Annotated in this window: 18 protein-coding genes; 15 read left to right on the forward strand and 3 right to left on the reverse strand. The window is 56.8% G+C overall.

Annotated features, from left to right (window positions below):
- The first annotated feature begins 432 nt into the window (after positions 1-432).
- Complete coding sequence (locus FE795_RS07165; protein WP_059317749.1) at positions 433-1344, forward strand: DMT family transporter; 912 nt, start codon at positions 433-435, stop codon at positions 1342-1344.
- A gap of 116 nt (positions 1345-1460) precedes the next feature.
- Here FE795_RS07165 and FE795_RS07170 read toward each other — a convergent pair whose 3' ends face one another.
- Positions 1461-2393 (reverse strand): bile acid:sodium symporter family protein, encoded by a 933-nt coding sequence (locus tag FE795_RS07170; RefSeq protein ID WP_003801373.1) that lies wholly within the window; start codon positions 2391-2393, stop codon positions 1461-1463.
- A gap of 348 nt (positions 2394-2741) precedes the next feature.
- Here FE795_RS07170 and FE795_RS07175 point away from each other — a divergent pair, with 348 nt between their 5' ends.
- From FE795_RS07175 to FE795_RS07200, 6 genes are all read left to right on the forward strand, one after another.
- A complete protein-coding gene (locus FE795_RS07175; protein WP_219235949.1) occupies positions 2742-3665 on the forward strand; it encodes a DMT family transporter in 924 nt (307 codons plus the stop codon).
- Positions 3666-3814: 149 nt separating this feature from the next.
- The gene (locus FE795_RS07180; RefSeq protein WP_165477548.1) at positions 3815-4291 is read left to right on the forward strand and encodes a ShlB/FhaC/HecB family hemolysin secretion/activation protein; all 477 of its coding nucleotides are present in this window, start codon (positions 3815-3817) and stop codon (positions 4289-4291) included.
- Between the two features lie 2 nt (positions 4292-4293).
- Entirely contained in the window at positions 4294-5904 is a 1611-nt protein-coding gene (locus FE795_RS07185) for a hypothetical protein (RefSeq protein WP_207307402.1), read from the forward strand.
- On the forward strand, positions 5901-6374 hold the full coding sequence (locus FE795_RS07190) for a hypothetical protein (protein ID WP_003801366.1): 474 nt from the start codon (positions 5901-5903) through the stop codon (positions 6372-6374). The genes FE795_RS07185 and FE795_RS07190 overlap by 4 nt, the downstream gene beginning before the upstream one ends.
- A 211-nt stretch (positions 6375-6585) precedes the next feature.
- Positions 6586-7017: a hypothetical protein gene (locus FE795_RS07195; RefSeq protein ID WP_131071571.1), complete on the forward strand. Its 432-nt coding sequence runs from the start codon at positions 6586-6588 to the stop codon at positions 7015-7017.
- Positions 7018-7304: 287 nt separating this feature from the next.
- Positions 7305-8270, forward strand: coding sequence for a dienelactone hydrolase family protein (locus FE795_RS07200; RefSeq protein ID WP_230406287.1), 966 nt, complete (start codon positions 7305-7307; stop codon positions 8268-8270).
- 84 nt (positions 8271-8354) lie between these two features.
- Here FE795_RS07200 and recJ read toward each other — a convergent pair whose 3' ends face one another.
- Entirely contained in the window at positions 8355-10079 is a 1725-nt protein-coding gene (gene recJ / locus FE795_RS07205) for a single-stranded-DNA-specific exonuclease RecJ (protein ID WP_131071572.1), read from the reverse strand.
- A complete protein-coding gene (locus tag FE795_RS07210) occupies positions 10061-11008 on the reverse strand; it encodes a hypothetical protein (RefSeq protein ID WP_059317742.1) in 948 nt (315 codons plus the stop codon). Before FE795_RS07210 ends, recJ begins: the two co-directional genes overlap by 19 nt.
- A gap of 42 nt (positions 11009-11050) precedes the next feature.
- Here FE795_RS07210 and FE795_RS07215 point away from each other — a divergent pair, with 42 nt between their 5' ends.
- The 8 genes from FE795_RS07215 (at position 11051) to purL (ending at position 23405) form a co-directional block, all read left to right on the forward strand.
- Complete coding sequence (locus FE795_RS07215) at positions 11051-12325, forward strand: lipoprotein-releasing ABC transporter permease subunit (RefSeq protein WP_131071573.1); 1275 nt, start codon at positions 11051-11053, stop codon at positions 12323-12325.
- Entirely contained in the window at positions 12318-13031 is a 714-nt protein-coding gene (locus FE795_RS07220; protein ID WP_003801352.1) for an ABC transporter ATP-binding protein, read from the forward strand. Before FE795_RS07215 ends, FE795_RS07220 begins: the two co-directional genes overlap by 8 nt.
- Before the next feature lie 75 nt (positions 13032-13106).
- Positions 13107-13940, forward strand: a complete 834-nt coding sequence (locus FE795_RS07225; RefSeq protein ID WP_131071574.1) for a TatD family hydrolase — start codon at positions 13107-13109, stop codon at positions 13938-13940.
- 224 nt (positions 13941-14164) lie between these two features.
- On the forward strand, positions 14165-16630 hold the full coding sequence (locus tag FE795_RS07230; RefSeq protein WP_131071575.1) for a DNA internalization-related competence protein ComEC/Rec2: 2466 nt from the start codon (positions 14165-14167) through the stop codon (positions 16628-16630).
- 120 nt (positions 16631-16750) lie between these two features.
- Positions 16751-17647 carry an alpha/beta fold hydrolase gene (locus FE795_RS07235; protein WP_131071907.1) on the forward strand — a complete coding sequence of 299 codons (897 nt, stop codon included), beginning with the start codon at positions 16751-16753 and terminating at the stop codon, positions 17645-17647.
- A 6-nt stretch (positions 17648-17653) separates the two neighbouring features.
- Positions 17654-18502 (forward strand): PHP domain-containing protein, encoded by an 849-nt coding sequence (locus FE795_RS07240; RefSeq protein ID WP_003801344.1) that lies wholly within the window; start codon positions 17654-17656, stop codon positions 18500-18502.
- A gap of 17 nt (positions 18503-18519) precedes the next feature.
- Complete coding sequence (greB, locus tag FE795_RS07245) at positions 18520-19113, forward strand: transcription elongation factor GreB (protein WP_003801341.1); 594 nt, start codon at positions 18520-18522, stop codon at positions 19111-19113.
- A 230-nt stretch (positions 19114-19343) separates the two neighbouring features.
- Positions 19344-23405: a phosphoribosylformylglycinamidine synthase gene (gene purL / locus FE795_RS07250; protein WP_131071576.1), complete on the forward strand. Its 4062-nt coding sequence runs from the start codon at positions 19344-19346 to the stop codon at positions 23403-23405.
- Positions 23406-23426 lie beyond the last annotated feature (21 nt).

The following is a 23426-nucleotide window of genomic DNA, read 5'->3' on the forward strand; positions in this document are numbered from 1 at the left end:
GCGGGCAAAAACACGACGACTTGCCAAGAACGTAGACCTGCATTGCACCGCGTGGAACAGGCCCATGCGGTCAACGATACGGGTTGTGGTGCCAAGTAATGCACTTGGGGCGCTTGAACAGGTCAAGCCTTATTCCCAAAAGTGGGGGTGTTTCAAGGTCGATTTACCCTGGGTAGCTGCATCTGCTGTTGTGAAAGCCAGACGAGCGTGAATGGGATGGGCCAATGGTATTCAGTCGGCGCCATGACGTGACAATTGTATGATTATAAATAATATTTATGGATTGGTCAAAGATTGACCAGTTCATGCGTGTGCAAACGGTCCGGTCCAGGCGTAGAGAGCAGGCCGCTCTTGCCTATATACTAGGCCCATCGTAACGGCGCAGCGCTGATCTGAAGAGGGATCAGATGCGCCGTTGCTGTTTTTTAGGACATGCTTGTGAGCACTCAGAAACTGACCCCTGGCACCACTGCTTTACTGGTATTACCCACGATTTTGTGGGCAAGCAATGCGATTGTAGGGCGCCTGATTCATGATCAGGTCCCTCCCATTACCCTGAATTTTTTTCGTTGGCTGGTCGCGTTTACCATCTTGCTTTTTGTGGGGCGGCAGGTGTTGCAACGCAACAGCAACCTGTGGGCCAACTGGAAGCGTTACTCCATCCTGGGTTTGCTGGGCATAGGGATTTATAACGCCTTGCAATACCTGGCGCTACAGAGCTCCTCTCCCATCAATGTGACGCTAGTCAATGCCAGCTTACCGTTTTGGATGCTGGTGATTGGGCGTTTGTTCTTCAAGTCCAGCGTGAATGGCCGTCAGTTGCTGGGCGGCCTGATGTCTTTGCTGGGCGTGCTACTGGTATTGACCCGGGCGGACTGGCAGGAACTGGTGGCGTTTCGTTTTGTGCCGGGCGACCTGTATATGGTGATCGCCACCATTGCCTGGGCGGTGTACAGCTGGATGCTTAGCACGCGGCGCCATGAGGGGGTCATCGCTCAGACCTGGGCGACAGTGGTGATGGCACAAGTCTTTTTCGGGTTGATCTGGTCGGGTGCGTTTGCCGCCATGGAGTGGAAGTTTACCGACTGGCATATCGACTGGTCCTGGGGGCTGGTATTGGCTATTTTGTATGTCGGTACCGGGCCGGCTCTGATCGCTCTCCGATGCTGGGGGGTCGCGGTCCAGCGCGTGGGTGCAGCCACCGCCGGGTTTTTCGTCAATCTGATGCCTGTCTTTGCCGCGTTGATGTCCGTCTTTATTCTGGGCGATACGCCCAAGCCCTACCATGGCGCGGCTTTTTTGCTGATTGTGGGCGGTATTTATGTGTCGTCGCGCAAGACGTAAGGGATAAGCTCGTTTGAGCGTCTAACGGTAGGTGGTAGGTGAAAGGTAAAAAGGGCGCTCTGTGGAGCGCCCTTTTCAGGTCTTGAACTCAAGTTCCTGAATGCGGCAGTGACGGCTTACTTGTCGTTGCGCATGCGGCGGAAGATTGTCGCCACCAGAGGTCCGGAAATATTGTGCCAGACACTGAAAATGGCACTGGGCACAGCGGCCAATGGCGAAAAGTGGGCACTGGCCAGTGCCACGCCCAGTCCGGAGTTTTGCATGCCCACTTCAATTGCCAGTGTTTTGCGTTGAGGTAAAGGCATGCCGCTCAGGCGGGCCAACAAATAACCGAGGAGGTAGCCCAGCGTGTTATGGATGACCACGACCGAAAATACCAGCAGGCCGCTGGTTGCGATTTTGGCCTGGTTGCCAGCCACCACCGCAGCGACGATAGCCACAATGGCCACTACCGAGATCAGGGGCAGGGCGGCCACGCCGGCCTGGATTTTCTCACCCAGCAGGGATTGCACAATAATGCCCAGGGCAATGGGCAGAATCACCACCTGAACGATGGACCAGAACATGGCCGTGGCGCTGACTTCCAGCCATTGGCTGGCCAGGAAGTAGATCAGGGCGGGAGTCACAATGGGCGCAAGCAAAGTGGTCACCGAAGTGATGGCTACTGACAGGGCCAGGTCGCCACGAGCCAGGAAGGTCATGACATTGGACGAGGTGCCGCCGGGGCAGCAACCCACCAGAATCACGCCAATGGCCAGTTCGGGTGGCAGAGAAAAAGCGTAGGTCAAAAACCAGGCCAGGGCGGGCATGATGATGAATTGACCCAGTACGCCGATGGCCACCCGGCCGGGCCGGACAAACACTTCGGCAAAGTCCTGACGTGACAAGGTCAGTCCCATGCCGAACATGATGATGCCCAGAAGTGGAACAATATAGGCGCCCAACCAGCGATAGTGGTCGGGGAAGTAGTAAGCCAGAATGGCAAACAGGAGAACCCAGATGGCAAAGGTATTGCCAACAAAACGGCTCAGGCGGGCGATAGCCTGCATGATCAAATTTCCTTCAAGGAGCACGGCTGGCCGGTAGGCTGGCACGATGCGGATTAGTCTGTGACGGGGAGCAGCATGGATCGGGCCGGATTGTCCCGGCCCTACATCGCAATCCTGCTTAAGGACTGGCGACGCGACGTTCCGCAGGGGTGGGATAAAACGCTGGCAACACAGTGCCGTACAGCAGATCTGGGTAAGGTCAGGGGTACAGGCGGCGGTGAGCGAAACGGGCAACATGGCAGGCCATGTCTTTTATCCAGGAAGGTCGAGCTCGGGCGTATTGTAGACCCTGGTCACCGTGGTATTTTGATTAGCTGCCTGGCGAATGTGTGTATTAGGAGAGGGTGGGTGAAGAGAGCGGGATCACGTCTGACGGCCTACGCGTGTTTGGCCTTGTCCATGTCCTTGGTGGGCAGTTATATCGCCCTGACGCGGCCCCTGGTCGCAGCGTTGCCAGTGTTTTTGCTGGCCTGGCTACGCTTTGGCATTGGCGCAATAGCCATGCTGCGCTGGGTACGCAAACCATCGACGGAGCCCGCACTGGACCTGCGTACTCGAGGCCTGATTTTTCTGGAATCCTTCCTGGGCAATTTCCTCTTCACTCTTTGCATGGTGACGGGCATCAGCATGACCAGTGCGGTCTCTGCGGGCGTTATTTTGTCGGCCATCCCTGGCATGGTGGCCTTGTTCAGCTGGTATTTTCTAAAAGAAAGCATAGGACCGCGTACGTGGGCGTCTTTGGCCTTGGGCATGGGGGGTATTGCTTTGTTGGCTTGGGTGCAGGCTGATGAGCACGGGGTGGATCAATTGGAGCCAGGGAAAGTGTGGTTGGGTAATGCACTGATTTTTTGTGCGGTCCTGTGCGAATCGGCCTACGCCGTTATTGGCAAACGCCTGACTGCCATGCTTAGCCCCAAACGTATCAGCGCGATCATTAATCTCTGCAGTTTGGCCCTGATTACGCCACTAGGCTTATACGCCGCCTGGGATTTTGATTTCACGGCACCGGCAGGCTGGATCTGGCCGCTGCTGGTTTTTTATTCTTTGGCCGCCAGTGTCTGGACGGTTTGGCTGTGGATGACGGGTGTGCGTTCCGTGCCTGCTTCGCAAGCCGCAGTGTTTATGGTGCTGATGCCGTTAGGCACCGCAGCAGTGGGTGTGCTGGTGTTGGGGGAGAGCTTCACCACCGTGCATGTGTACGCTTTCATCCTGGCTTTGGCGGGCTTGGTGCTCGCGACTTTGCCGCAGCGTTCAGAAGCCAGATTGTCCTGATGGCTAGCCATTCAAATTGTCCTTATTCGTAAGTATTTCTACAGGGTATTACTGTCGCGCCCATCATTTGTTTACTTGGGTATCATTAGCCCCGCCAGTTTCCTGGTATTAGAAAAAAATATTGATGCTTACGAAAAGGGATATGGGTGATGAGGGGCACGGTTTGGCCCAAGAGGTGGCCTTTGCTGGTTTTGTTTGCGCCGTTTGTTCCTGCATTGGCGCAGACACAAAATGGAATGGCGCAAGAGTTGTTGCGACAGCAGGAACGGGAACGTGTGCTGCGTGAGCAGCAAGAGAGCCTGCCTGATGTGCGTTTGCCGCCTGTGCAAATCCCCGCTCCCGAGCAATTGCCTGACAAGGAAAGTCCTTGTTTTCCTATTTCACAGATCGAGCTGGAGGGGGATCAGTCCCAGCGTTTTATTGGTGGCCGTTACTCGGTGCGTGGCTTTGATGGTGAGCTGATGCTCATGGGTGAGCGTGGCTGGGCCTGGCACAATGAAATCGGTGTATCAGTGGGTGCTTATTATGGTCATGTGGGTGGGCCGTCCACACGCTGGCTTCAAGAGCGCAACTTAGCGGGTTCCGTGATTGGGCTGGGAGCAGGTGCCTGGCACCACCTTGCCTAACCATGGCGGCCAGCGGCAAGAGTAGCAGCACCACGTATAGCGGCATTAGTGGCGCTCAAATCACCATTACAGATCAAGCTAAGCAACAGCTTCTGACAGGGGAAACACTGGATGAGCGTCTGGCCAGTTTGAACCGTGACGTATTGACGAGCCAGGACGGCAGCAATGCTCTTAAGCCGATTTTTAATGAGCAGGAAATTCAGGCGGGGTTTGAGATTGTCGGGGCTTTGCAACGTGAGACCGGCGTATTCCTGAACAATCGGGCCAAAGAAGCCACAGCCGCCAAGAATGCATTGGATCGTGAGCGGAGCAAGCCGGAAGGTGAGCGTGATCCTGCCCGTTTGGCGGCGCTTGAACAACAGCTAAAAGCCACGGCAATCTGGGCCCCGGGTGGTGCTGGCCGTCAGGTGCTGACAGCCCTGGCGGCGGCCGCGGGGGGCAATGTGACTGGCGCCTCCTCACAGTTTGCCCAGAATCTGGTGGTCAATTACCTGCAACAGCAAGGGGCCGGGTTTATCGGCGGCTTAGTTAAAGATGGCACATTGACCGAAGGCAGCGCCTTGCATGCCGCCTTGCATGGTGTGCTGGCATGTGCGGGAGCGGCGGCCAGCGATCAAGCTTGTGCTGGCGGGGCACTAGGCGCTGCAAGCAGTAGCTTGTTGACCAATCTGTTCCTGGATCAACCGGGAGAGACGGCGCAGGCAAAAGAAGCGAAGCGCAATCTGATTGCAACGCTGGTGGCCGGTATCAGTGCAACCGGTGGTCTGGAGGCGGCTACCGCCACCAACAGCGCCATTGCTGCTCTTGATAACAACTATCTGACGCAATCTTCGGTCGATAAAGTGAAAGCCTGCCTGAGCGGCAAGACATGTTCCTCCGAGGAGCAAAAGAAGGCCAGCCAGCAAGAGGCTGAACGGCTCAGTCAGTTTCTAGATAAAGAAATGAATGCGCTTTGCGCGGCCAATCCGCTTGGTGATGCATGTCGTACGGCGGTCAATACGGCCACGCAGTACATTGCCATGCAAGATGCCTGGGCCTTATTGAATGGAGACGTGACTCGTTCGTCCAAAAACACCTTTGATTATGTCTACAACAGCCTTGGAGCAGAAGCGCGCTTTGCGTTGTACTACAACACCATTGATAACCGTGCGGATTTCTTTGGGGCATCGGACCGTTATGAGCAGAACGTCGGTTCGGGGGCGAAGTGGTATGGGGGTGCGGAAGATGTATCGAGGAGGTTCCTGACGGGGCTGGGTGCAGATGGAAGTGGATCTAGTTACACTTTTCTGATGGGGTCTTTATTGGCTGGCGTAAATGCACCCTCCATTTATGAGTGGCGAGCAGAAGCGGGTAACTCACTGATGGATGCTGGGTTTAGTAATTTCAGCAATTTGTATAATAAAACGATTAATAATGTTGTGTCTTGGGATATCAACCAATTAATGATCGAGCAGAAAATTCTTCAGCCAATCCATGAAAAATACCTTACCGAAAGAATTATTTTCAGAACAGCATCAAGAATTTCAGGTGTTGATATTCTGGACTATGCATCACGAGTTCGCTTTGGTTGCAAGTTACTTGGATATAGTGAAGCGCAGGGATGTAAGCCATGAGTAAGTATCCTGTATTGAGAGTCATATTGGCTTTCTCTCTCGTTCCTATGTGGGGAGGGTTGTGTATGGGATTGGCAATTCTATTCACGATGCCTGCTTCCGATACCGTAGGGATTTTGTTGAATGTATGGCTTCAGTTCGTAATGTTGCTGCTCTCTATGGCTGTTGCCCTGTTCTTTGAAGTGGTTCCCGCAGCTATCTTGGGGGCGCTTTATGCTTGGATAAAGCTAAAACGAGGAGCATTGAGTTACTTGCTCGTTTTTATATGTGGAGGTTCTACAGCATATGCTTGGACAGAGTATGTTTTTGGGTTGGGTGGAAATGATCTATCAGCTAGATTTCAACACGCTTATCCATTAATTTTGCAGAACATACAGTCAAAGGCATTCGTATTAGGTGCGATATTTTCGCTGATAACGGCGATGGTTGTTTTGCCCCCATCTAGAGGAGAGCAAAGCTTCAGGTCGTGAAAACCATTTCAAGAGGGTCGACAAATCTGCTCTAATGGGCAGTGGCCTGGATGCAGCTACCGGCACCAACAGTGCCATTGCTGCTCTTGATAGTATTAAGGGATTTGTTTAAGTACCCTAGCGGCGAATCATTTAATTCGTCTTGTGATAAGGGCTGAGGTTTGTTTATGTTTCGACCTCCGAGGTATAGCCAGGAACAGGGGCGCAAGCCATGAGCCCATACCCACGCAGGCGTGTGTTTTTGAGTTTCTTGCTGTGTCCCGTGCTGGCCGGCCCATTTATTGGGGTGTGGCTGGCCTTGTCGGGGTCACAGACCGGGGATGAGGTATGGGTGGTGCTGGTAGGCAGTATGGCAGGTGCTTTGCTGGCCGCACTCAATGCGCTTGTTTTCTATGGTGTTCCAGCGCTGCTATTAGCCTTGCTCTATAGCGTAGTGAAACCTACAAAAACAGGGCTTAGTGTCTTATTGATTACCCTTCTGGGGGCGCTGACTGCCTTGTTTTGGAATATGTTTGTGTTTCCCGGTCTGAAGGATTGGGCGAGTGCGTTGTTAGGAAGCGGCACCTCATTGTTCATGGCCCTATGGGCCTTACCTGAGCAGTCTCCAAATTCGCATCTGAAAGGCACGATGTCGGACAAGTAGAGCGAAATCGACTATGAATGTTGATGTGGGATGTAAATAGGTTCTAACAAGAATTAAAGCAAAGGGCCGATCATTTTTTACACCTTGTCTCAGTAGCGGGGAGTGTGAGCAAAGAGCACTAAGGGACAAGCGGTCACGGCAATCAATAGCGTCCATAGGCCTGCCAAGCTCGGTTGAATCACACTTTCATTTATGTTGCACTAGGGATGAAGCTGCATCGTCGCCGTACCACTTGGTGACAGCAGCAAGCTTTATGTTCTAAACGAGATTTCCTGGTCGTGGTGGCGATGAAAAACAGTAGACAGAGCCTGGTGAATAATCGGATGGATGCAGAGCAGACAGCCAGCGGCTTTACGCGTAGGTCTGGTTCGCGGTTCAGGGGCCTGATTGCAGCGGCTTTGGTGCTGGGCGGGACCATGCTGGGAGTGGCGCAGGGAGAACCGGTGCAGCCCGAGCAGCTTAGTTTTCCTAGCCTTGATACGTGGAAGGGAGATCAGGCTTTAACGCTGGACGGATACCTGTTCAAGCCGGCCGCTCAGGCGCCTTTTCCTGCTGTTGTTATGTTTCATGGCTGCGCCGGAGCATTATCTGCCAAGACCGGGCGCATCACCCCGCGATTTACCAAAATGGCGCAGTTGCTCAACGAGATGGGCTATGCGGTGTTGATGGTGGACAGCTTTAATCCACGCGGCGTGTCACAGATATGCACGACTCCTCTTGCGGATCGGGATATCAAGAACAGACACCGGGTCTTGGATGCTTATGGGGCCTTGCAATACCTGAACTCGCGCTCCGACATTGTTAGGAACAAGATCGGCGCCATCGGGTTTTCGCACGGGGGTAGCGGGGCACTGTCGGTAATGGATGCGACAAGTGAAGCGTATAGGCGTTCGGGCCAGCAATTTGCAGCAGCAGTGGCCTTGTATCCAGGTTGCGGCTGGCAGTCGCGCAAGCGTCCCGAGTTTTCGGCGTATGGCCCCTTGCTGATTTTAGCGGGCGAGAAAGACGATTGGACGCCGGTAGAGCCCTGCCGAGAGTTGGCTACCCGTAGTCAGCAGCGCAACGAGCCCGTTGAACTGCGCGTGTATGAAGGTGCCTATCATGCCTTTGACAGCGACAATGAGGTTTACGTCCGTAAAAATGTTCCCAACGGTGTTAATGGCGAGGCAGGGGTGCATGTAGGAGCCAATCCGGCTGCCCGCGAAGCGGCCTATGAACGCATCCGCGGGTTCTTCCGTGATCATTTGAGTTAACTCATCTGGAGTGCGCTATCCCTGTGCGGCGATAATCAAGGGATAGCGAACGTTAATGGGGTGCGGGCAGGGGATTGGGTTTGGTCAGCCCGCTGGGTTGATGGGGCAGTCCTGAGCGAATTCAATAATGAATTGCACACTGACATTGCCATTCCATTCGTTTTGATCCAGGCGATAAGCGGCTTCGATATGCTCGGGCAGCAAGGCGTCACGATTGAACCAGATGGCATCGAAGTATTCGCCGTTACGCTCCAGGTTCAGTTTCAAATGCTTGTTTTTCAGCAGGCGCTGCTGGCGAACAAAGAACCTGTCGCGGAATACGGGTGCTGGGAAACCTGCCCCCCAGACTTGTTTTTGCAGCATTCCAGCCACCGTGATATTGATGTGCTCAGGCTCCAGGGAGCCGTCTGTTTCAATGACGGGGTCAAATTGGAAGCGACCAGTGAGCTCTTGCACGGCCTCATCAAAAGCCTGCACAAAGACATCGTAATTGTCCTCTTCAATCGTCAGCCCGGCTGCCATGGCGTGGCCGCCAAACTTCAGAATCAGGCCAGGATAGCGTTTAGAGACCAGATCCAGTGCATCGCGCAGATGAACGTCGGGAATGGAGCGGCCTGAGCCTTTGATTTCGCCTTCATCACCTTGGGCGAAAGCCAGGGTCGGGCGCCAGTACTTTTCTTTCAGGCGGGAGGCCACCAGACCCACCACGCCCTGGTGCCATTCAGGATGATAAACGCAGACCGTGGCGCTGGTCTCCGGCTCGGCCAGTTCAGCTGCACGCAGTGCCTCTTCGCGCATGGTTTGCTCAATCGATCGACGATCCTGATTCATCTCCTCCAGTTCGCGAGCTAAATGGGCGGCCTCGTCTTCATCGTCCGTAATCAGGCAGCGTATCCCCAAGGCCATGTCGGCCAGTCGACCCGCGGCATTGATACGTGGGCCCAAGGCAAAACCCAGATCGAAAGCACTGGCCTGGCGGGGGTCACGACCGGCCACCTGGAATAGCGCCCGTAGTCCCACTTGCATTTGGCCTTTGCGCATGCGCTCCAGCCCCTGGGTGACAATCAGGCGATTGTTGGCATCGAGACTAACCACGTCGGCCACCGTACCCAACGCCACCAGATCGGCCAGCTCGTTCAGGCGTGGGCCACCATTGGCGTCAAGAATGCCGCGTTGACGCAGCTCGGCACGCAAGGCCAGCATCAGGTAAAAAATGACCCCGACGCCGGCCAGGTTTTTGGAGGGAAAGGCGCAGCCGGGCTGGTTGGGATTCACAATTGCCAACGCGTCGGGCAACTCATCGCCCGGTAAGTGGTGATCGGTGATCAGCACCTTCATTCCTGCCTGATGGGCAGCCTCGACGCCCTCAATACTGGCAATGCCGTTATCGACGGTGATGAGCAGATCCGGCTTGCCCGAGGGGTGTTGCTCGGCCAGTTCGACGACCGCTGGGGACAGGCCGTAGCCGGTTTCAAAGCGGTTGGGAACCAGAAAGTCCACAATGGCTCCCATGCTGCGCAGGGCGCGCAGGCCTACGGCGCAGGCCGTGGCACCATCACAATCGTAGTCGGCGATGATCAACATGCGATCACGACGGGCAATGGCATCGGCCAGCAGGGCAGCGGCCTCACGGGCCTGTGTCAGCATGGCAGGTGGAATCAGATTGCGCCAGGCTGGATCAATCTGCGCGGCGTCTGTCACTCCTCGGGAGGCCAGCAAGCGGGCCATTAAATCGTGAATTCCGGCCTGTTTCAGGGCTTGGCTGGCGGCTTCTTGGACGGGACGGGTTTTCAGGATAGGGGTGACCACCACTGACTCCAGTTAGAGTGTTGTTTGAACAGGGAAAAAGGCCAGATACGGCGCGCCGCGGGACCGACGTGAGCGTAGCGGTCCAGTCCGGTCAACACCAGCTCTGGCATGGGCCCTGTGAGCAAGGGGGCAAGCAGGGTGCGATCCAATTGGGCCAGTTGTTCAAGCCAAAGCCCCCAGTCTTGCCGTATCAAGCTGTCATGCAAATCATCCACCAGATGCAAGTCCCCAGGTTCGCGGCCTAACTGCTGGCAGGACGCCCCACCAAATAGCCACAAGCTGTTGACACTGGGTAAACCTGCCTGTTCGCGCTGCCGATTGTCGGGCAGGGCAAAGGCCAGCATCTGAAATTCATTGATCAGACGACGCCAGGGGCGGGTTTGCACATCTTGAGTCCACCAATTGTTCAAATTGCTTTGACTGACCAGTTCTGTTGAGGCCGCTTGCACCGTAAAATCAGCCGGTGGTGTGACGCGCCACCATTCGGGGCTGAGATACTCGAATTGAAAGCCAGTGTCGTCCAGGTACGGAGCAATGGCCTGCAACAAGGCTCGGCTGTAGGATTCGGACAAGGCCAATTGGTCGGCGGGGATCAGCATGGCGCCCTCGCGTGACGGGGCAATGTGTACCAGTTCGGCCAGCCAGACAGGCTGATCCGGTGCTACCGAGTGGATTTGTTTCAACTGACGTAGCCGCAAAGGGGCCAGACCTGCGCTAAGATGCTGGGCTTGGTCCCCCGTAAAACCGTGGGCCTGCAACAGCCAGGATTGTGCGGGTGTACACAGGTCCGTCGCTGGGTCGCGTACCGACAGGGTGCCTGTGCCCTGAGTCAGTAGTTGAATCAGCGCAGGGGCCTTCTGGGGCAAGTGTTTAATGAGTTCGCGCGCGATGGCCGGTTCCGGCAGCGCGCCGTTGATTACGATCTGCATGACAGCGATTGTAGTGTTTTCTTTGAGGCGATAGCAGCTCGCATGGGATACGAATTTTGGATTGGGGCGCGGTATGCCGGTCTGGCCAAAGGCCGCAAACGGCGTGGCGGACACAAAGACCGCTTTGTGTCCTTTATTGCGGGCAGTTCAATGGCGGGGATTGCCCTGGGCGTGGCCGCGCTGATTGTTGTGCTCTCCGTGATGAATGGTTTTCAGACTCAGGTGCGTGATCGCATGCTCTCAGTCTTGCCGCATATTGAACTGATTGTGCGCAATGCCGATCATCAGCAGGTCTTGAACGAATGGAACGCTCTGGCGCAAAAAGCCCAGACCAATCCCGCTGTGGTGGGGTCCGCTCCGTATGTTGCGGGGCAGGGTATGTTGGTGCGCAGCAACCAGCTGATGGGGGTGCAGGTGCGCGGGATTGAGCCCGGACAAGAGAGCAAGGTGTCCGAGTTGGCCCAGCAAATGGTCATGGGCCGACTGGAGAATTTGCAACCGGGCACCTTCGGTATTGTGCTGGGTGAGCAGTTGGCCAATCAGCTGCGAGTCAGCACTGGCGACACGGTGATGTTGATGGCTCCGCAAGGCTCGATATCGCCGGCGGGGTTTTCACCGCGCATGCGTCAGTTTACCGTCACCGGTGTGTTCTCCTCGGGCTATTACGAGTACGACGCCAGTCTGGCGTTTGTGAACGTGGAAGATGCCTCGAAGATCTTTCGTGACAGCGGCAACAGCGGCGTGCGTCTGCGTATCAAAGACATGCAGCAAGCCCCTTTGGTGGGACAGGAATTGGCCAGCGCCATGCCGCGTAATGTGCTGGTGTCGGACTGGACCGCCAATAACCGTACCTGGTTTGCAGCTGTTCAAACTGAAAAGCGCATGATGTTTCTAATTCTGGCGCTGATTGTGGCCGTTGCTGCCTTTAACTTGCTGTCGTCGCTGGTTATGGCTGTCAAGGATAAACAGTCGGATATTGCGATTTTGCGCACCATTGGCGCCACGCCTAGCGAGATTGCTCGCATTTTTCTGGTGCAGGGGTCGCTGATCGGGGTGGTGGGTACCCTGTTGGGTGTGGGGCTGGGCACGCTGATTGCCTACAATATCGACGTGATCGTGCCCTTTATTGAAAACCTGATGGGTCGTAAATTCCTGCCCCAGCAGATTTATTTCATTAGTGAACTGCCATCCAATCCGCAGGTTTACGATATTGTGCTGATTGCCATCGTTTCCCTGGTGTTGTCTTTCCTGGCCACGCTGTACCCCAGCTGGCGTGCCTCCAAGCTCCAACCTGCACAGGTGCTGCGTCATGACTGATCTTATCGCTCCCACCGTGTTGCGCGCCCGCGATGTCAGTGTTCAGTACGAAGAAGGCGGCAACACTATCCACGTACTTTCGGGTGTGAATCTGGAAGTATGCCGTGGTGAGATGGTGGCCATTATCGGGGCTTCCGGTTCGGGGAAAAGTACCTTGCTGCATGCTCTGGGTCTGCTGGATAAACCTAATTCAGGCAGTATCGAGGTCAACGGCACGCAGACGGAAAGCCTGAATGAAGGCGAGCGCAGCCAGTTGCGCAACAAGGTGCTGGGTTTTGTCTACCAGTTTCATCATTTGCTGCCTGAGTTTGATGCTTTGGACAATGTGGCCATGCCTTTGATCGTGCGACGCATGAAGCGCAAAGAAGCCCGCGAGCAGGCTCAGCAGATTTTGGAGCAGGTGGGTTTGTCGCAGCGTGTGCATCACTATCCGGGCCAGTTGTCCGGGGGGGAGCGTCAACGGGTCGCTCTGGCGCGCGCCCTGGTGACACGACCAGCCTGCGTGCTGGCGGACGAGCCCACGGGCAATCTGGATCGCTATACCGCCGAAGGCATGTTCGAGCTGTTGAGCCGGGTCAATGAGGAGTTTGGCACGGCGTTTGTGATCGTCACCCATGATCAGGCTCTGGCCTCCTTGGCGCATCGTCAGTTGCTGATGGACAAGGGGTATTTGACCCAGGAAATCAGAGCCAATCGACCGTCCTGACACCCGGCCGGACGCGATGTGGCCCAGTGTATCTGCTCTTTGCTGACCTGAAGGGGCTATTGTCGGAATTCTGTAATGCTTATCGACACACATTGTCATCTGGATGCTCCTGAATTTGACCGGGACCGTGAGCAAGTCATGGCGCGCGCCCGCGCAGCCGGTGTGCAGTCGATTGTGGTGCCGTCGGTCGCCGTGTTTGATTTTCAGACGGCTCGCGAGACCGCCTTGGCAGCGCCCGGTGGTGTGTATGCGCTGGGTATTCATCCATTGTTTACACCGGGAGCAGGGGTAACGGACCTGCAGGCCTTGGAGCGGGAAATCCAGTTGCGGCTGCCTGATCCTCGTCTAGTCGCTTTGGGCGAGATCGGTCTGGATTACTTCGTACCCGAATTGAAAACCGACGAGGCCAGCCGTCATCAGGAATTTCTGTTTGACGCCCAGTTGGGCCTGGCGCAACGCTATGGTCTGCCTGTCCTTCTACATGTTCGCCGCTCCCAGGATCGCGTGCTGAAATATCTGCGCCAATATCCCGCAGTCGGCGGGATTGCCCATGCTTTTAATGGTAGCGAACAGCAAGCGCAGATGTTTGTGCGCCAGGGCTATGCCTTGGGTTTCGGTGGGGCCATGACATTTGGCCGCGCCAAACAGATTCGCCGTTTGGCGCAGGCGTTGAGTCTGGCTGATATGGTGCTGGAGACCGATGCTCCAGATCTGGCCCCGTCCTGGCTGGTGGAGCCCGGGACTGCCTTGGCGTCGGTTCGTAACGAACCGGCACAGGTGTATGGGGTGGCCGACAGTCTGGCGCAGTTGCGGGGGCTTAATGTGGCAGATGTGATTGCGCAGACTGGAGCCGCGGCCCGCCGAGTTTTGCCTCGCCTGGATGCATTTCTGTCGAGCCAGGGACAGTGAATGCGCTTGAGCGATCAGGGTGCGACTGTCTTTTCCCATAACGGTTTTCGCCCTGTCATGTCGCGCCTCTTCTTGACCCGGTTTTGACGGGTTGATGGACGGTTGCGGGAAAGATTCGTAGGTACAAGCCGAGGTGAGCAAAGTTGTTTGCCGTAACGGTCTGATGGTGCCTGGACTCCTAAGCTACAGATTTGGCTTGGGGGCGATATGGCAGGACAGAACGCATGATAGGGCGGGCATGTCTGGCTGCCTTTGTGGCTGCTGCAACATTTACCCATTTTCTGGCACCGTCTTATTTAGGGTATTCAGTCTGGTGCTGGCTGGGTGCAGCGCTGCTGTGCCTGGTGCTAGTCCCACGGTTTCCCGTGAGCTATGTCCTGGTGTTTGCCTTCTTGGGGGCCGGCTACAGCGTTTGGCACATACAGGATCGACTCAGCCAGTCTGTCCTTGAGGAAGATACCAATAAAGTCAGTCGTGTCGAGTTGGAAATCCTTTCTTTAGTGCAGGCAGGACCCAGCCACAGGCAGTTTCAAGCACGGGTTTTGCGCTCCCAGCCGCCGGGTTTGCCAGAGCATATCCTGGTGCGCTGGAATGCAGCCCAACGGTACTCTTTGTATCGAGAGCCCCCTGACCATCACTTCCCGGAACTGATGCCTGGCCAGCGTTGGCGGATGTCTCTCTTAGTTCGACCCCCGCAAGGAGCACGTAACCCCCACGGTTTCGATGCAGAGCGTCATGCCATCACTCAAGGCTGGCGGGCTGTTGGCAGTGTGCGGGGTCAGCCGCAACTCCTGGCTTTTGATCCGGCTGATTCCTGGCATACGTGGACTGAGCGCGTGCGTCATCATCTTCGCAAGCTCTTGCTGCCTTATGTGCAGGAGCGGCGCTGGGGCGGGGTGATGTTGGCGTTGTCCTTGGGGGATCAAGCCAGCATCGCTGCGCCGGACTGGCTGATTTTCAATCGCAGCGGGCTGACTCATTTAGTGTCCATCAGTGGCACGCACGTTACCTTTCTGGCTGTGCTTCTAGCCGGTCTGGTGTCCTGGTGCTGGCGACGTGTCCGCTGGGGACGCTGGGTACTGGCTGAGCAGATTCCGGCTCAGCTCGCTGCTACCTGGGTAGGGATTGCGGGGGCGGGGGTGTATTGCCTTATAGCAGGCTGGGGGGTGCCAGCCCAACGTACGTTCTTGATGTTGCTGGTGGTGGGCCTGTGTCGTGTCCGGGGTTTGCATTTGGGCGCGGGCCGAACCTTGCTGCTTGCGGCATGGGTCGTGGTGTTGCACGACCCCTGGGCGGGGCTGACGACCGGGTTTTATTTGTCCTTTGGGGCTGTATCGGTTCTGTTCGCTTTTGCTCAGCTCATGGGACGGGTGCCGCCAGCTGGGGCGTGGTGGCAGCGTTGGGGACGCAGAATGGGGTTTGCCGCCTGGCTGCAGATTCTGATTACCCTGGCCTTGTTGCCCGCCGTGGCTCCCTTGTTCCACGAGGTATCTCTGGCTTCCTTGCCCGCCAATGCGTACGCCATCACCTTGATCGGTTCGATTGTCACGCCCTTGGTGCTGCTGTTATTGATCCTGGTCGCACTCCAGGCACCGTCGGCCTGGTGTGAGTCCCTCGCTTATCTCGCTCATGCCGCGCTGGACTTCACGATGCAGCCCACGGTATGGCTGGCTGAGCGCCACCTGGCGAGCGTTCCGGTGCCTGCGCAACACTGGGCCTGGACTGTGCTGGCTTTGCTGGGGGTCTTGCTTCTGCTCTTGCCCCGAGGGTTTGTGTCCCGCTTGAGCGGCTTGTCGCTGTTGATCCCCGCTATGGCGATTCGCCCCTCTTTACTTCAGGAAGGGGACTGGGATTTATTTGCGCTGGATGTCGGCCAGGGCAGTGCCGTAGTCTTGCGTACCCGCAGTCAGGTATTGGTATTTGACGTGGGAAACCGTTATGGCCCTGATTCGGACGAGGGCAAACGCAGCATCGCCCCTTGGCTCAAAGCAGCAGGGATAGGGCAGATAGATACCTTGGTGCTGTCCCATGCCGATATGGATCATGTGGGCGGGACGCGCAGCGTCTTGCAGGCCGCCCCGGTCAGTCGGTCATACAGTAGCTTTGATCTGGACCTGCATGTGAGTCGGGAGGAGCGCCTGTTGGGCGTCGCGACGGGCTCCACTCCGCGCCCAGAGCAGATCCGGCGTTGCGAACAGGATGTCAGTTGGGAAGTGGATGGCGTGCGTTTTCGCTTCTGGTGGCCGCCGGCTGAGCCGAGCAGTGACAAGGCTGCCTCCGGTCGCGAGGAGGACAAGAATGCCGTCAGCTGCGTGCTGGAGGTTCAAGGTGCCCGACACAGCGCCTTGCTGTTAGGCGATGCCGGTGTCGCGCAGGAGCAAGCCATTGTGGCGGCTGGCGTGGGGCCCATTGATGTGGTTGTGGTCGGCCACCATGGGTCCCGGACTTCCTCGGGGGCTCATTTTGTCAAACAGATGCAGGCGGGGCTGGCGATTGCCCAACTGGGGTGGTGGAATCGTTTCGGCCACCCCCATGCCCTGGTGCAGGCTCGTTGGGAGCGATCAGGAGCTTTGTTTCTGCGTACCGATCAATGGGGGGCTTTGACGGTGGAGTCACGTCCGTCAGCCTTGTATTACTTTGGCGAGCGTGACCGCTACGCCCGCTACTGGCAATCGTCCCCACCGCCCTGAGCGGGGACATAAACGGCAGGGTAAAGCCGTCAGCCTGGGCTACAATAGCCCTTTATCTGTCAAATTCTTGTCCGAGCGTTCATGACAACTGATCTACAGGAGCCGCGCCTCAATTGGGTTATGTGTGCCAGTGCAGCAGGCACGCATCGCATGGCGTACTGGGAGTGGGGCGATCCCCATAACGATCAGGTCCTGATGTGCGTACACGGGCTGACGCGTACAGGCCGGGATTTTGACCTGCTGGCTCAGCGGCTGTCCAGCCGCTATCGCGTCATTGCTCCTGACGTGGTGGGACGAGGTCGCTCGGACTGGCTGATTGACCCCGCCGCCTATGCCATCCCGCAATACGTGGCTGACATGCTCGTGTTGATCGCCCGCGTGAAGCCGGCACGGCTGGATTGGGTCGGTACCTCCATGGGGGGCTTGATTGCGCTGGGCTTGCAAGGCGCGCAAGCCATGTCGGCCTTGCTGCGACCCACACGCCCCGGCCCAGGCTTGGCATCAGCGCCTTTGCAACTGCCTTTGGGGCGGGTGGTGCTCAACGATGTAGGGCCGGCGCTGAATCTGACAGGTCTGCAACGCATCAGCGAATACGTGGGCCAAGCCGTTCAGTTTGAGACTTTCGAGCAGGCGGTGGACTATGTGCGGTCTGTCTCGGCCTCGTTTGGGGAACACTCCGCCGAAGAATGGGCACAGATGTCCCGTTACGTGTTTGTGGAGCATGAAGGAAAGTGGCGTCGTCATTATGACTTGCGCTTGTCACAAGCCTTTGCCCAGCAGGCGGATGTGGACTTGGAAGCAGCGCAGGCTTTGCTCTGGGGGGCTTATGAGGGTTTGCCAGACAAGGTTCTGATTATGCGCGGCCAGGAGTCTGATCTGCTGAAACCAGAGGTGGCGCAGGAAATGTTGCAGCGCAATCCGAATTCCCAACTGGTGACCATCCCCAAGGTGGGGCATGCGCCCATGCTGCGCAATGCCGAGCAGATCAACCACATCGATTACTTTCTTGCTGGATAGCCCCTTATGAGTGTTCAGGCCTGCCTGCCCGTTGATCTGCATTGCCATTCCATTTATTCAGATGGGGTGCTCAGCCCCGCAGAGCTTGCCGAGCGTGCGCATGCTAACGGTGTGAAGCTGTGGGCCCTGACAGATCATGACGAAATCGGTGGCCTCAAGCAGGCCCGGCACCATGCCGAGCGGTTGGGAATGGGGTTTGTTGACGGGGTGGAAATCTCCGTTACCTGGGCGAACAAAACCATCCATATTGTGGGTTTGGGTGTGAACCCGGACCACGAGCCGCTGCACCAGGCCTTGCAGGACGTGCGTGCTGGCCGTGGACAGCGCGCCCGGCAAATGGGCGAGCGTCTGGCGGAGCTGGGGTTTCCTGACGCGTACGAAGGCGCAGTGCCCTTTGCAGCCAACCCGGAGTTGATCAGCCGAACGCACTTTGCGCGCTTTTTGGTGCAGCAAGGATATTGTGCCGATATGAACGAAGCCTTTCGTCGTTACCTGGCTGATGGTAAACCTGCTGCGGTCGAAACCGTGTGGGCCAGTCTGGAGGAAGCGGTAGGCTGGATACGCGAGTCGGGTGGTAAGGCCATTATTGCTCACCCGGGACGTTATGAGCTGGACGACACCCGCAGTCATGCTTTGTATAGCCAGTTTCTGGAATTGGGGGGCGTTGGGATTGAAGTGTTGACGGGCAGTCACTCTGCTCAGGAATACAGTGTGTATACCCAGGTGGCGCGCAGTTATGGTTTTGAAGTGTCTTGCGGGTCGGATTTTCATGGCCCCCGTGAAGGGCGGATTGATTTGGGCGGTTTGCCGCCTTTGCCTTCGGGGTTGAAGCCTGTCTGGCATGAGTGGCTGTAGCAGGAGCAATCAAAACGATGAATAAAGCCTTTGTAAAAGAGTCCGATCAGGACGATGACGACGATCTGGACACGCCGGCTAGCGCGCTGCCTAGCGGCACCAAAAACTATATGACGGTTCTGGGCTATCGCCGTTTGCGCAGCGAATTGAGCCATCTAATGAACAAAGAACGCCCCGAAGTCGTACAGATCGTCTCCTGGGCCGCCTCCAATGGCGATCGTTCAGAAAACGGCGATTACCTGTACGGTAAGAAACGCCTGCGTGAAATTGACCGTCGCATCCGTTTTTTGACTAAACGTCTGGAAATTGCGGAAGTGGTCGACCCCGGCTTGCAGCCGAACCCGGATCAGGTGTTTTTTGGTGCAACTGTGGTGTACAGCGACAGCCAAGGTGAAGAGTTCACCATCACGATTGTGGGAGTGGACGAGGCCGAGCCTTTGCAAGGGCGTATCAGCTGGATTTCACCGGTTGCCCGTGCTCTGATTAAAGCGCGTGAAGGCGATACGGTTGTGTTGCGTACCCCGGCCGGCAAGGAAGAGCTGGATATTCTGAGCGTGTCCTACCCTGAACCTGCCCCCGCCCCGGATCTGGATGGAGACAGCCCGATTTGAATCCCGTGCCTGGCCCGTGCTGGAGATTGCGGGGCGCCAATCGCTCCGGTCCCTCAAGACGTCCTGTCGCGCTTGCCGGGGTGATCGTGTCTGCAACCCTGGTCGCGAGCCCGTTGTTGGATCTGAATTTTCCTTTTTGTGCACGCCATTTAGTGATGTGACCTCTTGTGTCGCTTCCGGTTAAAATGGCGTGTTTTCTATTTCCCCCACTTTTTTGCCCCTCCCGTATCGTGAGCCAAATCCTGTACTTTCCCGGTTCGTCCGTGCTCTCCGCATTTCGTCGTGAGCGTTTGCTAGAGCGTATCGAGCAGCGTCAACTGCCAGTTGCCGACATTCTTGCCTTGCATGAATACTACGTCTGGACTGAAGAGTCTGGTCTGGATGCCAGTGCCCGTCAGCACCTGAGCGATCTGCTGGACGATGGTCTGCCTGCGCTGGACCCGCAGCCGCCCAAGGGCGCTTTGGTGCTGCGCGTTGTACCTCGACTGGGCACCGTGTCGCCCTGGGCCAGTAAAGCGACTGATATCGCCCACAACTGTGGTTTGCAGGCCGTCCGTCGTATTGAACGCGGTGTGCGCTACATCATTACTCCCAAGCGTGGATTGTTAGGCGCTAAAGAGCTGGATCAGGCGCAGCTGGAGCAACTGGCTGACTTGCTGCATGATCGCATGACCGAGACGGTAGTGGGTCTGGATTTTGACGGACAGGCCTTGTTTACCCAACTGGAGGGCAAGCCGATCCAGACCGTGGATATTCTGGGCGGTGGCGTGGCAACCTTGAAACAGGCCAACGAGCAAATGGGTCTGGCGCTGTCCGAAGATGAAATTGAATACCTGATGGAGGCCTTTACACGTCTGGGTCGTAACCCGCACGATGTGGAGCTGATGATGTTCGCCCAAGCCAATAGCGAACACTGCCGTCACAAGATTTTTAACGCACAGTGGGTAATTGACGGTCAAAGCCAGGGTAAGACCTTGTTTGGCATGATTCGTGAAACCCATGCTGCTCAGCCTGAAAACACCGTGGTGGCTTATGCCGATAATGCCGCCATCATGACGGGCGGTCCAGCCACTCTGTTTCACGCCGGTATCAACGATCAGGCCAACGAGCCCGTGTATCAGCGTCACGAAGCGCTGGTTCACACGTTGATGAAGGTGGAAACGCACAACCATCCCACCGCGATTGCTCCATTTCCTGGCGCATCGACGGGTGCCGGTGGCGAGATTCGTGACGAAGGCGCAACCGGCCGTGGCTCCAAGCCCAAAGCGGGTTTGACCGGCTTTACCGTGTCCAATCTGTGCTTTCCTGAACAAATGGAACCTTGGGAAAAAGACTCCCACGGTATTCCTGACCGTATCGCCAGCCCGCTGGACATCATGATTGAAGGCCCGATTGGTGGTGCTGCCTTCAATAACGAATTTGGTCGTCCCAATCTGCTGGGTTACTTCCGTACCTTTGAACAAACGGCTGGCGATCAGCGCTGGGGCTATCACAAGCCCATCATGATTGCCGGTGGTCTGGGCTCGATTGACGATCGCCTGACTCACAAAGATCCTCTGCCAGTGGGCGCCTTGCTGATTCAGCTGGGTGGTCCCGGCATGCGTATTGGTATGGGTGGTGGCGCTGCGTCCAGTATGGGCGTGGGCGCCAACCGTGCTGAGCTGGATTTTGACTCCGTGCAGCGTGGCAACCCGGAAATGGAGCGTCGTGCCCAGGAAGTGATTGACCGCTGCTGGCAACAGGGCGAGAACAATCCCATTATTGCTATCCACGACGTGGGGGCGGGTGGTTTGTCCAATGCCTTCCCAGAGCTGGTCAACGATGCCGAGCGTGGCGCCATTTTTGAACTGACGCGCGTTCCTTTGGAAGAATCGGGTCTGTCGCCCGCCGAAATCTGGTCCAACGAATCGCAGGAGCGGTACGTCCTGGCTATTTTGCCCAAGGACTTGCCGCGTTTCGAGCGCATCGCTCAGCGCGAGCGTTGCCCCTTTGCCGTCGTGGGTGTGGCTACCGAAGAGCGCCAGTTGCGTGTGACGTTCGGTGAGGGTCTGCCTGGTGTGGACGACGTGCATACCCCCAAGAGCATCGAGGAGCGTCCTGTAGATGTGCCTATGGACGTGATTCTGGGCAAGGCGCCACGTATGGAGCGTGACGTCAAACGTCTGCAAGGGGTGGCTGAGCCGCTGGACCTGACGGAAATCCCCTTGGTCGATGCCATGCATCGGGTGCTGCGTCATCCCACCGTGGCCAACAAGACTTTCCTGATCAGCATTGGTGACCGTAGCGTGGGTGGCTTGTGCAGTCGCGATCAGATGGTTGGCCCATGGCAAGTGCCCGTGGCTGACTGCGCCGTAACCTTGGCTGACTTTGAAGGTGTGCGTGGCGAAGCCATGTCCATGGGCGAGCGTAGCCCTAGCGCCATGATCGACGCTGCTGCCTCCGGCCGTATGGCCGTGGCTGAAGCCCTGACCAACCTGGTCGCCAGCGATGTGCGTGACCTGAAAGACGTCAAGCTGTCTGCCAACTGGATGGCGGCGTGCGGTGTAGACGGCCAGGATGCTGCCTTGTTTGACACGGTTCAGGCCGTCAGCCAGTGGTGCCAAAGCCTGGGTCTGTCCATCCCGGTGGGCAAGGACTCGCTGTCCATGCGCACCAGCTGGGAGCAGGACGGCGAATCCCGTCAGGTGATTTCTCCGGTTTCTCTGGTTGTGACTGCGTTTGCCCAAGTGGCCGATGTGCGTCGCACGCTCACCCCTCAATTGCAAACCAAAGCGGGTGATACTGCCTTGATCCTGATTGACCTGGGGCAGGGCAAGCAGCGCATGGGCGCCTCCGTTCTGGCTCATGCCTTCAATCAGGTCGGACAGTCCGTCCCCGATATGCAGGATGCCCAGGCCATGCTGTCGTTTGTGAAGGTGATCCGTCAGTTGGCCGATCAGGATCTGATCCTGGCCTACCACGATCGATCCGATGGCGGTCTGGCTGCCACCGTGGCTGAAATGGCGTTTGCCGGGCATACCGGCGTGTCCGTGAATCTGGACATGTTGACTATTGACCCACACGCCGCGGACTGGGGGGATTACAAGATCCGCGCCGAGCAAGTTGCCGTACAGCGGGATGAACTTACCTTGCGCGCTCTGTTCAATGAAGAGGCCGGTGCTGTGATTCAAGTACCGCTGGCCCAGCGCGACCGGGTTATGCAAACTCTGCGTGAGGCAGGCTTGTCGGCTCACTCCCACGTCATTGGGGGTCTGAATAAAAACGATCAGATCGAGTTCTACCGTGATGGCGCCTGCATTTATCAGGCACCTCGGGTTGAGCTGGCCCAACAGTGGAGCGAAGTCAGCCGCCGTATCATGGAGCGGCGTGATAATCCCGCTTGCGCCCAGGCTGAATTCGAACGCTGGCAGGATGTGGAAGATCCCGGTATCAGCCCGCGTGTTCTGTTCAATCCGCAGGAAGACATTGCCGCTCCTTTCATCGCTACCGGTAAGCGCCCCCGCGTTGCCATCTTGCGCGAACAGGGTTGCAACAGCCAGGTCGAAATGGCCTGGGCCTTTGACACAGCCGGGTTCGAGGCCGTGGACGTACACATGACCGACTTGCTGTCGGGCCGCGCATCGCTCGAAGGCATGCAGGGCATGGTGGCTGTAGGTGGCTTCAGTTATGGGGACGTGCTGGGCGCAGGTGAAGGCTGGGCCAAAACCATTCGTTTCAACAGTCAGTTGTCCGATCAGTTCGCGGCGTTCTTTGGACGTAGCGATACCTTTGGTTTGGGTATTTGTAATGGTTGTCAGATGATGGCCGCCTTGGCTCCCATGATCCCAGGCGCAGAATTCTGGCCGCGCTTTACCCGTAACCAGTCGGAAAAATACGAAGCGCGTTTCTCCAGTGTGGAAATTGCTGCGTCGCCGTCCCTGTTTTTCAAGGGCATGGAAGGCACCCGCTTGCCGGTTGCCGTGGCTCATGGTGAAGGCTTTGCCAACTTCCAGCGTCAGGGCGATGCATCCAAGGTAGCGGCTGCAGTTCATTTTGTGGATCACCGCGGTCAGCGCACCGAGCAATACCCGCTGAACCCCAACGGCAGCCCTTACGGTTTGACGGGTGTAACCACGGCAGATGGCCGCTTCACCATCATGATGCCTCACCCGGAACGTGTGACGCGCAACGTCATGATGTCCTGGACGCCAGAGCAGTGGGGCGCCGCCGATCAGGGTGCTGATCAAATGGCAAATGGTGGATTTACTCCCTGGATGCGGATGTTTCGCAACGCTCGGGTCTGGATTGCGTAATTGCTTACGCGTATAATCGAT

Origin of the sequence: Alcaligenes ammonioxydans (assembly GCF_019343455.1) — a bacterium.
GTDB classification, from domain to species: Bacteria; Pseudomonadota; Gammaproteobacteria; order Burkholderiales; family Burkholderiaceae_B; genus Alcaligenes; species Alcaligenes ammonioxydans.

Coding starts and splice junctions, on each gene's coding strand:
- FE795_RS07165 (WP_059317749.1), top strand. CDS start 433: ATGCTTGTGAGCACTCAGAAACTGACCCCTGGCACCACTGCTTTACTG.
- FE795_RS07170 (WP_003801373.1), bottom strand. CDS start 2,393: ATGCAGGCTATCGCCCGCCTGAGCCGTTTTGTTGGCAATACCTTTGCC.
- FE795_RS07180 (WP_165477548.1), top strand. CDS start 3,815: ATGAGGGGCACGGTTTGGCCCAAGAGGTGGCCTTTGCTGGTTTTGTTT.
- FE795_RS07185 (WP_207307402.1), top strand. CDS start 4,294: ATGGCGGCCAGCGGCAAGAGTAGCAGCACCACGTATAGCGGCATTAGT.
- FE795_RS07190 (WP_003801366.1), top strand. CDS start 5,901: ATGAGTAAGTATCCTGTATTGAGAGTCATATTGGCTTTCTCTCTCGTT.
- FE795_RS07195 (WP_131071571.1), top strand. CDS start 6,586: ATGAGCCCATACCCACGCAGGCGTGTGTTTTTGAGTTTCTTGCTGTGT.
- FE795_RS07200 (WP_230406287.1), top strand. CDS start 7,305: ATGAAAAACAGTAGACAGAGCCTGGTGAATAATCGGATGGATGCAGAG.
- FE795_RS07210 (WP_059317742.1), bottom strand. CDS start 11,008: ATGCAGATCGTAATCAACGGCGCGCTGCCGGAACCGGCCATCGCGCGC.
- FE795_RS07215 (WP_131071573.1), top strand. CDS start 11,051: ATGGGATACGAATTTTGGATTGGGGCGCGGTATGCCGGTCTGGCCAAA.
- FE795_RS07220 (WP_003801352.1), top strand. CDS start 12,318: ATGACTGATCTTATCGCTCCCACCGTGTTGCGCGCCCGCGATGTCAGT.
- FE795_RS07225 (WP_131071574.1), top strand. CDS start 13,107: ATGCTTATCGACACACATTGTCATCTGGATGCTCCTGAATTTGACCGG.
- FE795_RS07230 (WP_131071575.1), top strand. CDS start 14,165: ATGATAGGGCGGGCATGTCTGGCTGCCTTTGTGGCTGCTGCAACATTT.
- FE795_RS07235 (WP_131071907.1), top strand. CDS start 16,751: ATGTGTGCCAGTGCAGCAGGCACGCATCGCATGGCGTACTGGGAGTGG.
- FE795_RS07240 (WP_003801344.1), top strand. CDS start 17,654: ATGAGTGTTCAGGCCTGCCTGCCCGTTGATCTGCATTGCCATTCCATT.
- greB (WP_003801341.1), top strand. CDS start 18,520: ATGAATAAAGCCTTTGTAAAAGAGTCCGATCAGGACGATGACGACGAT.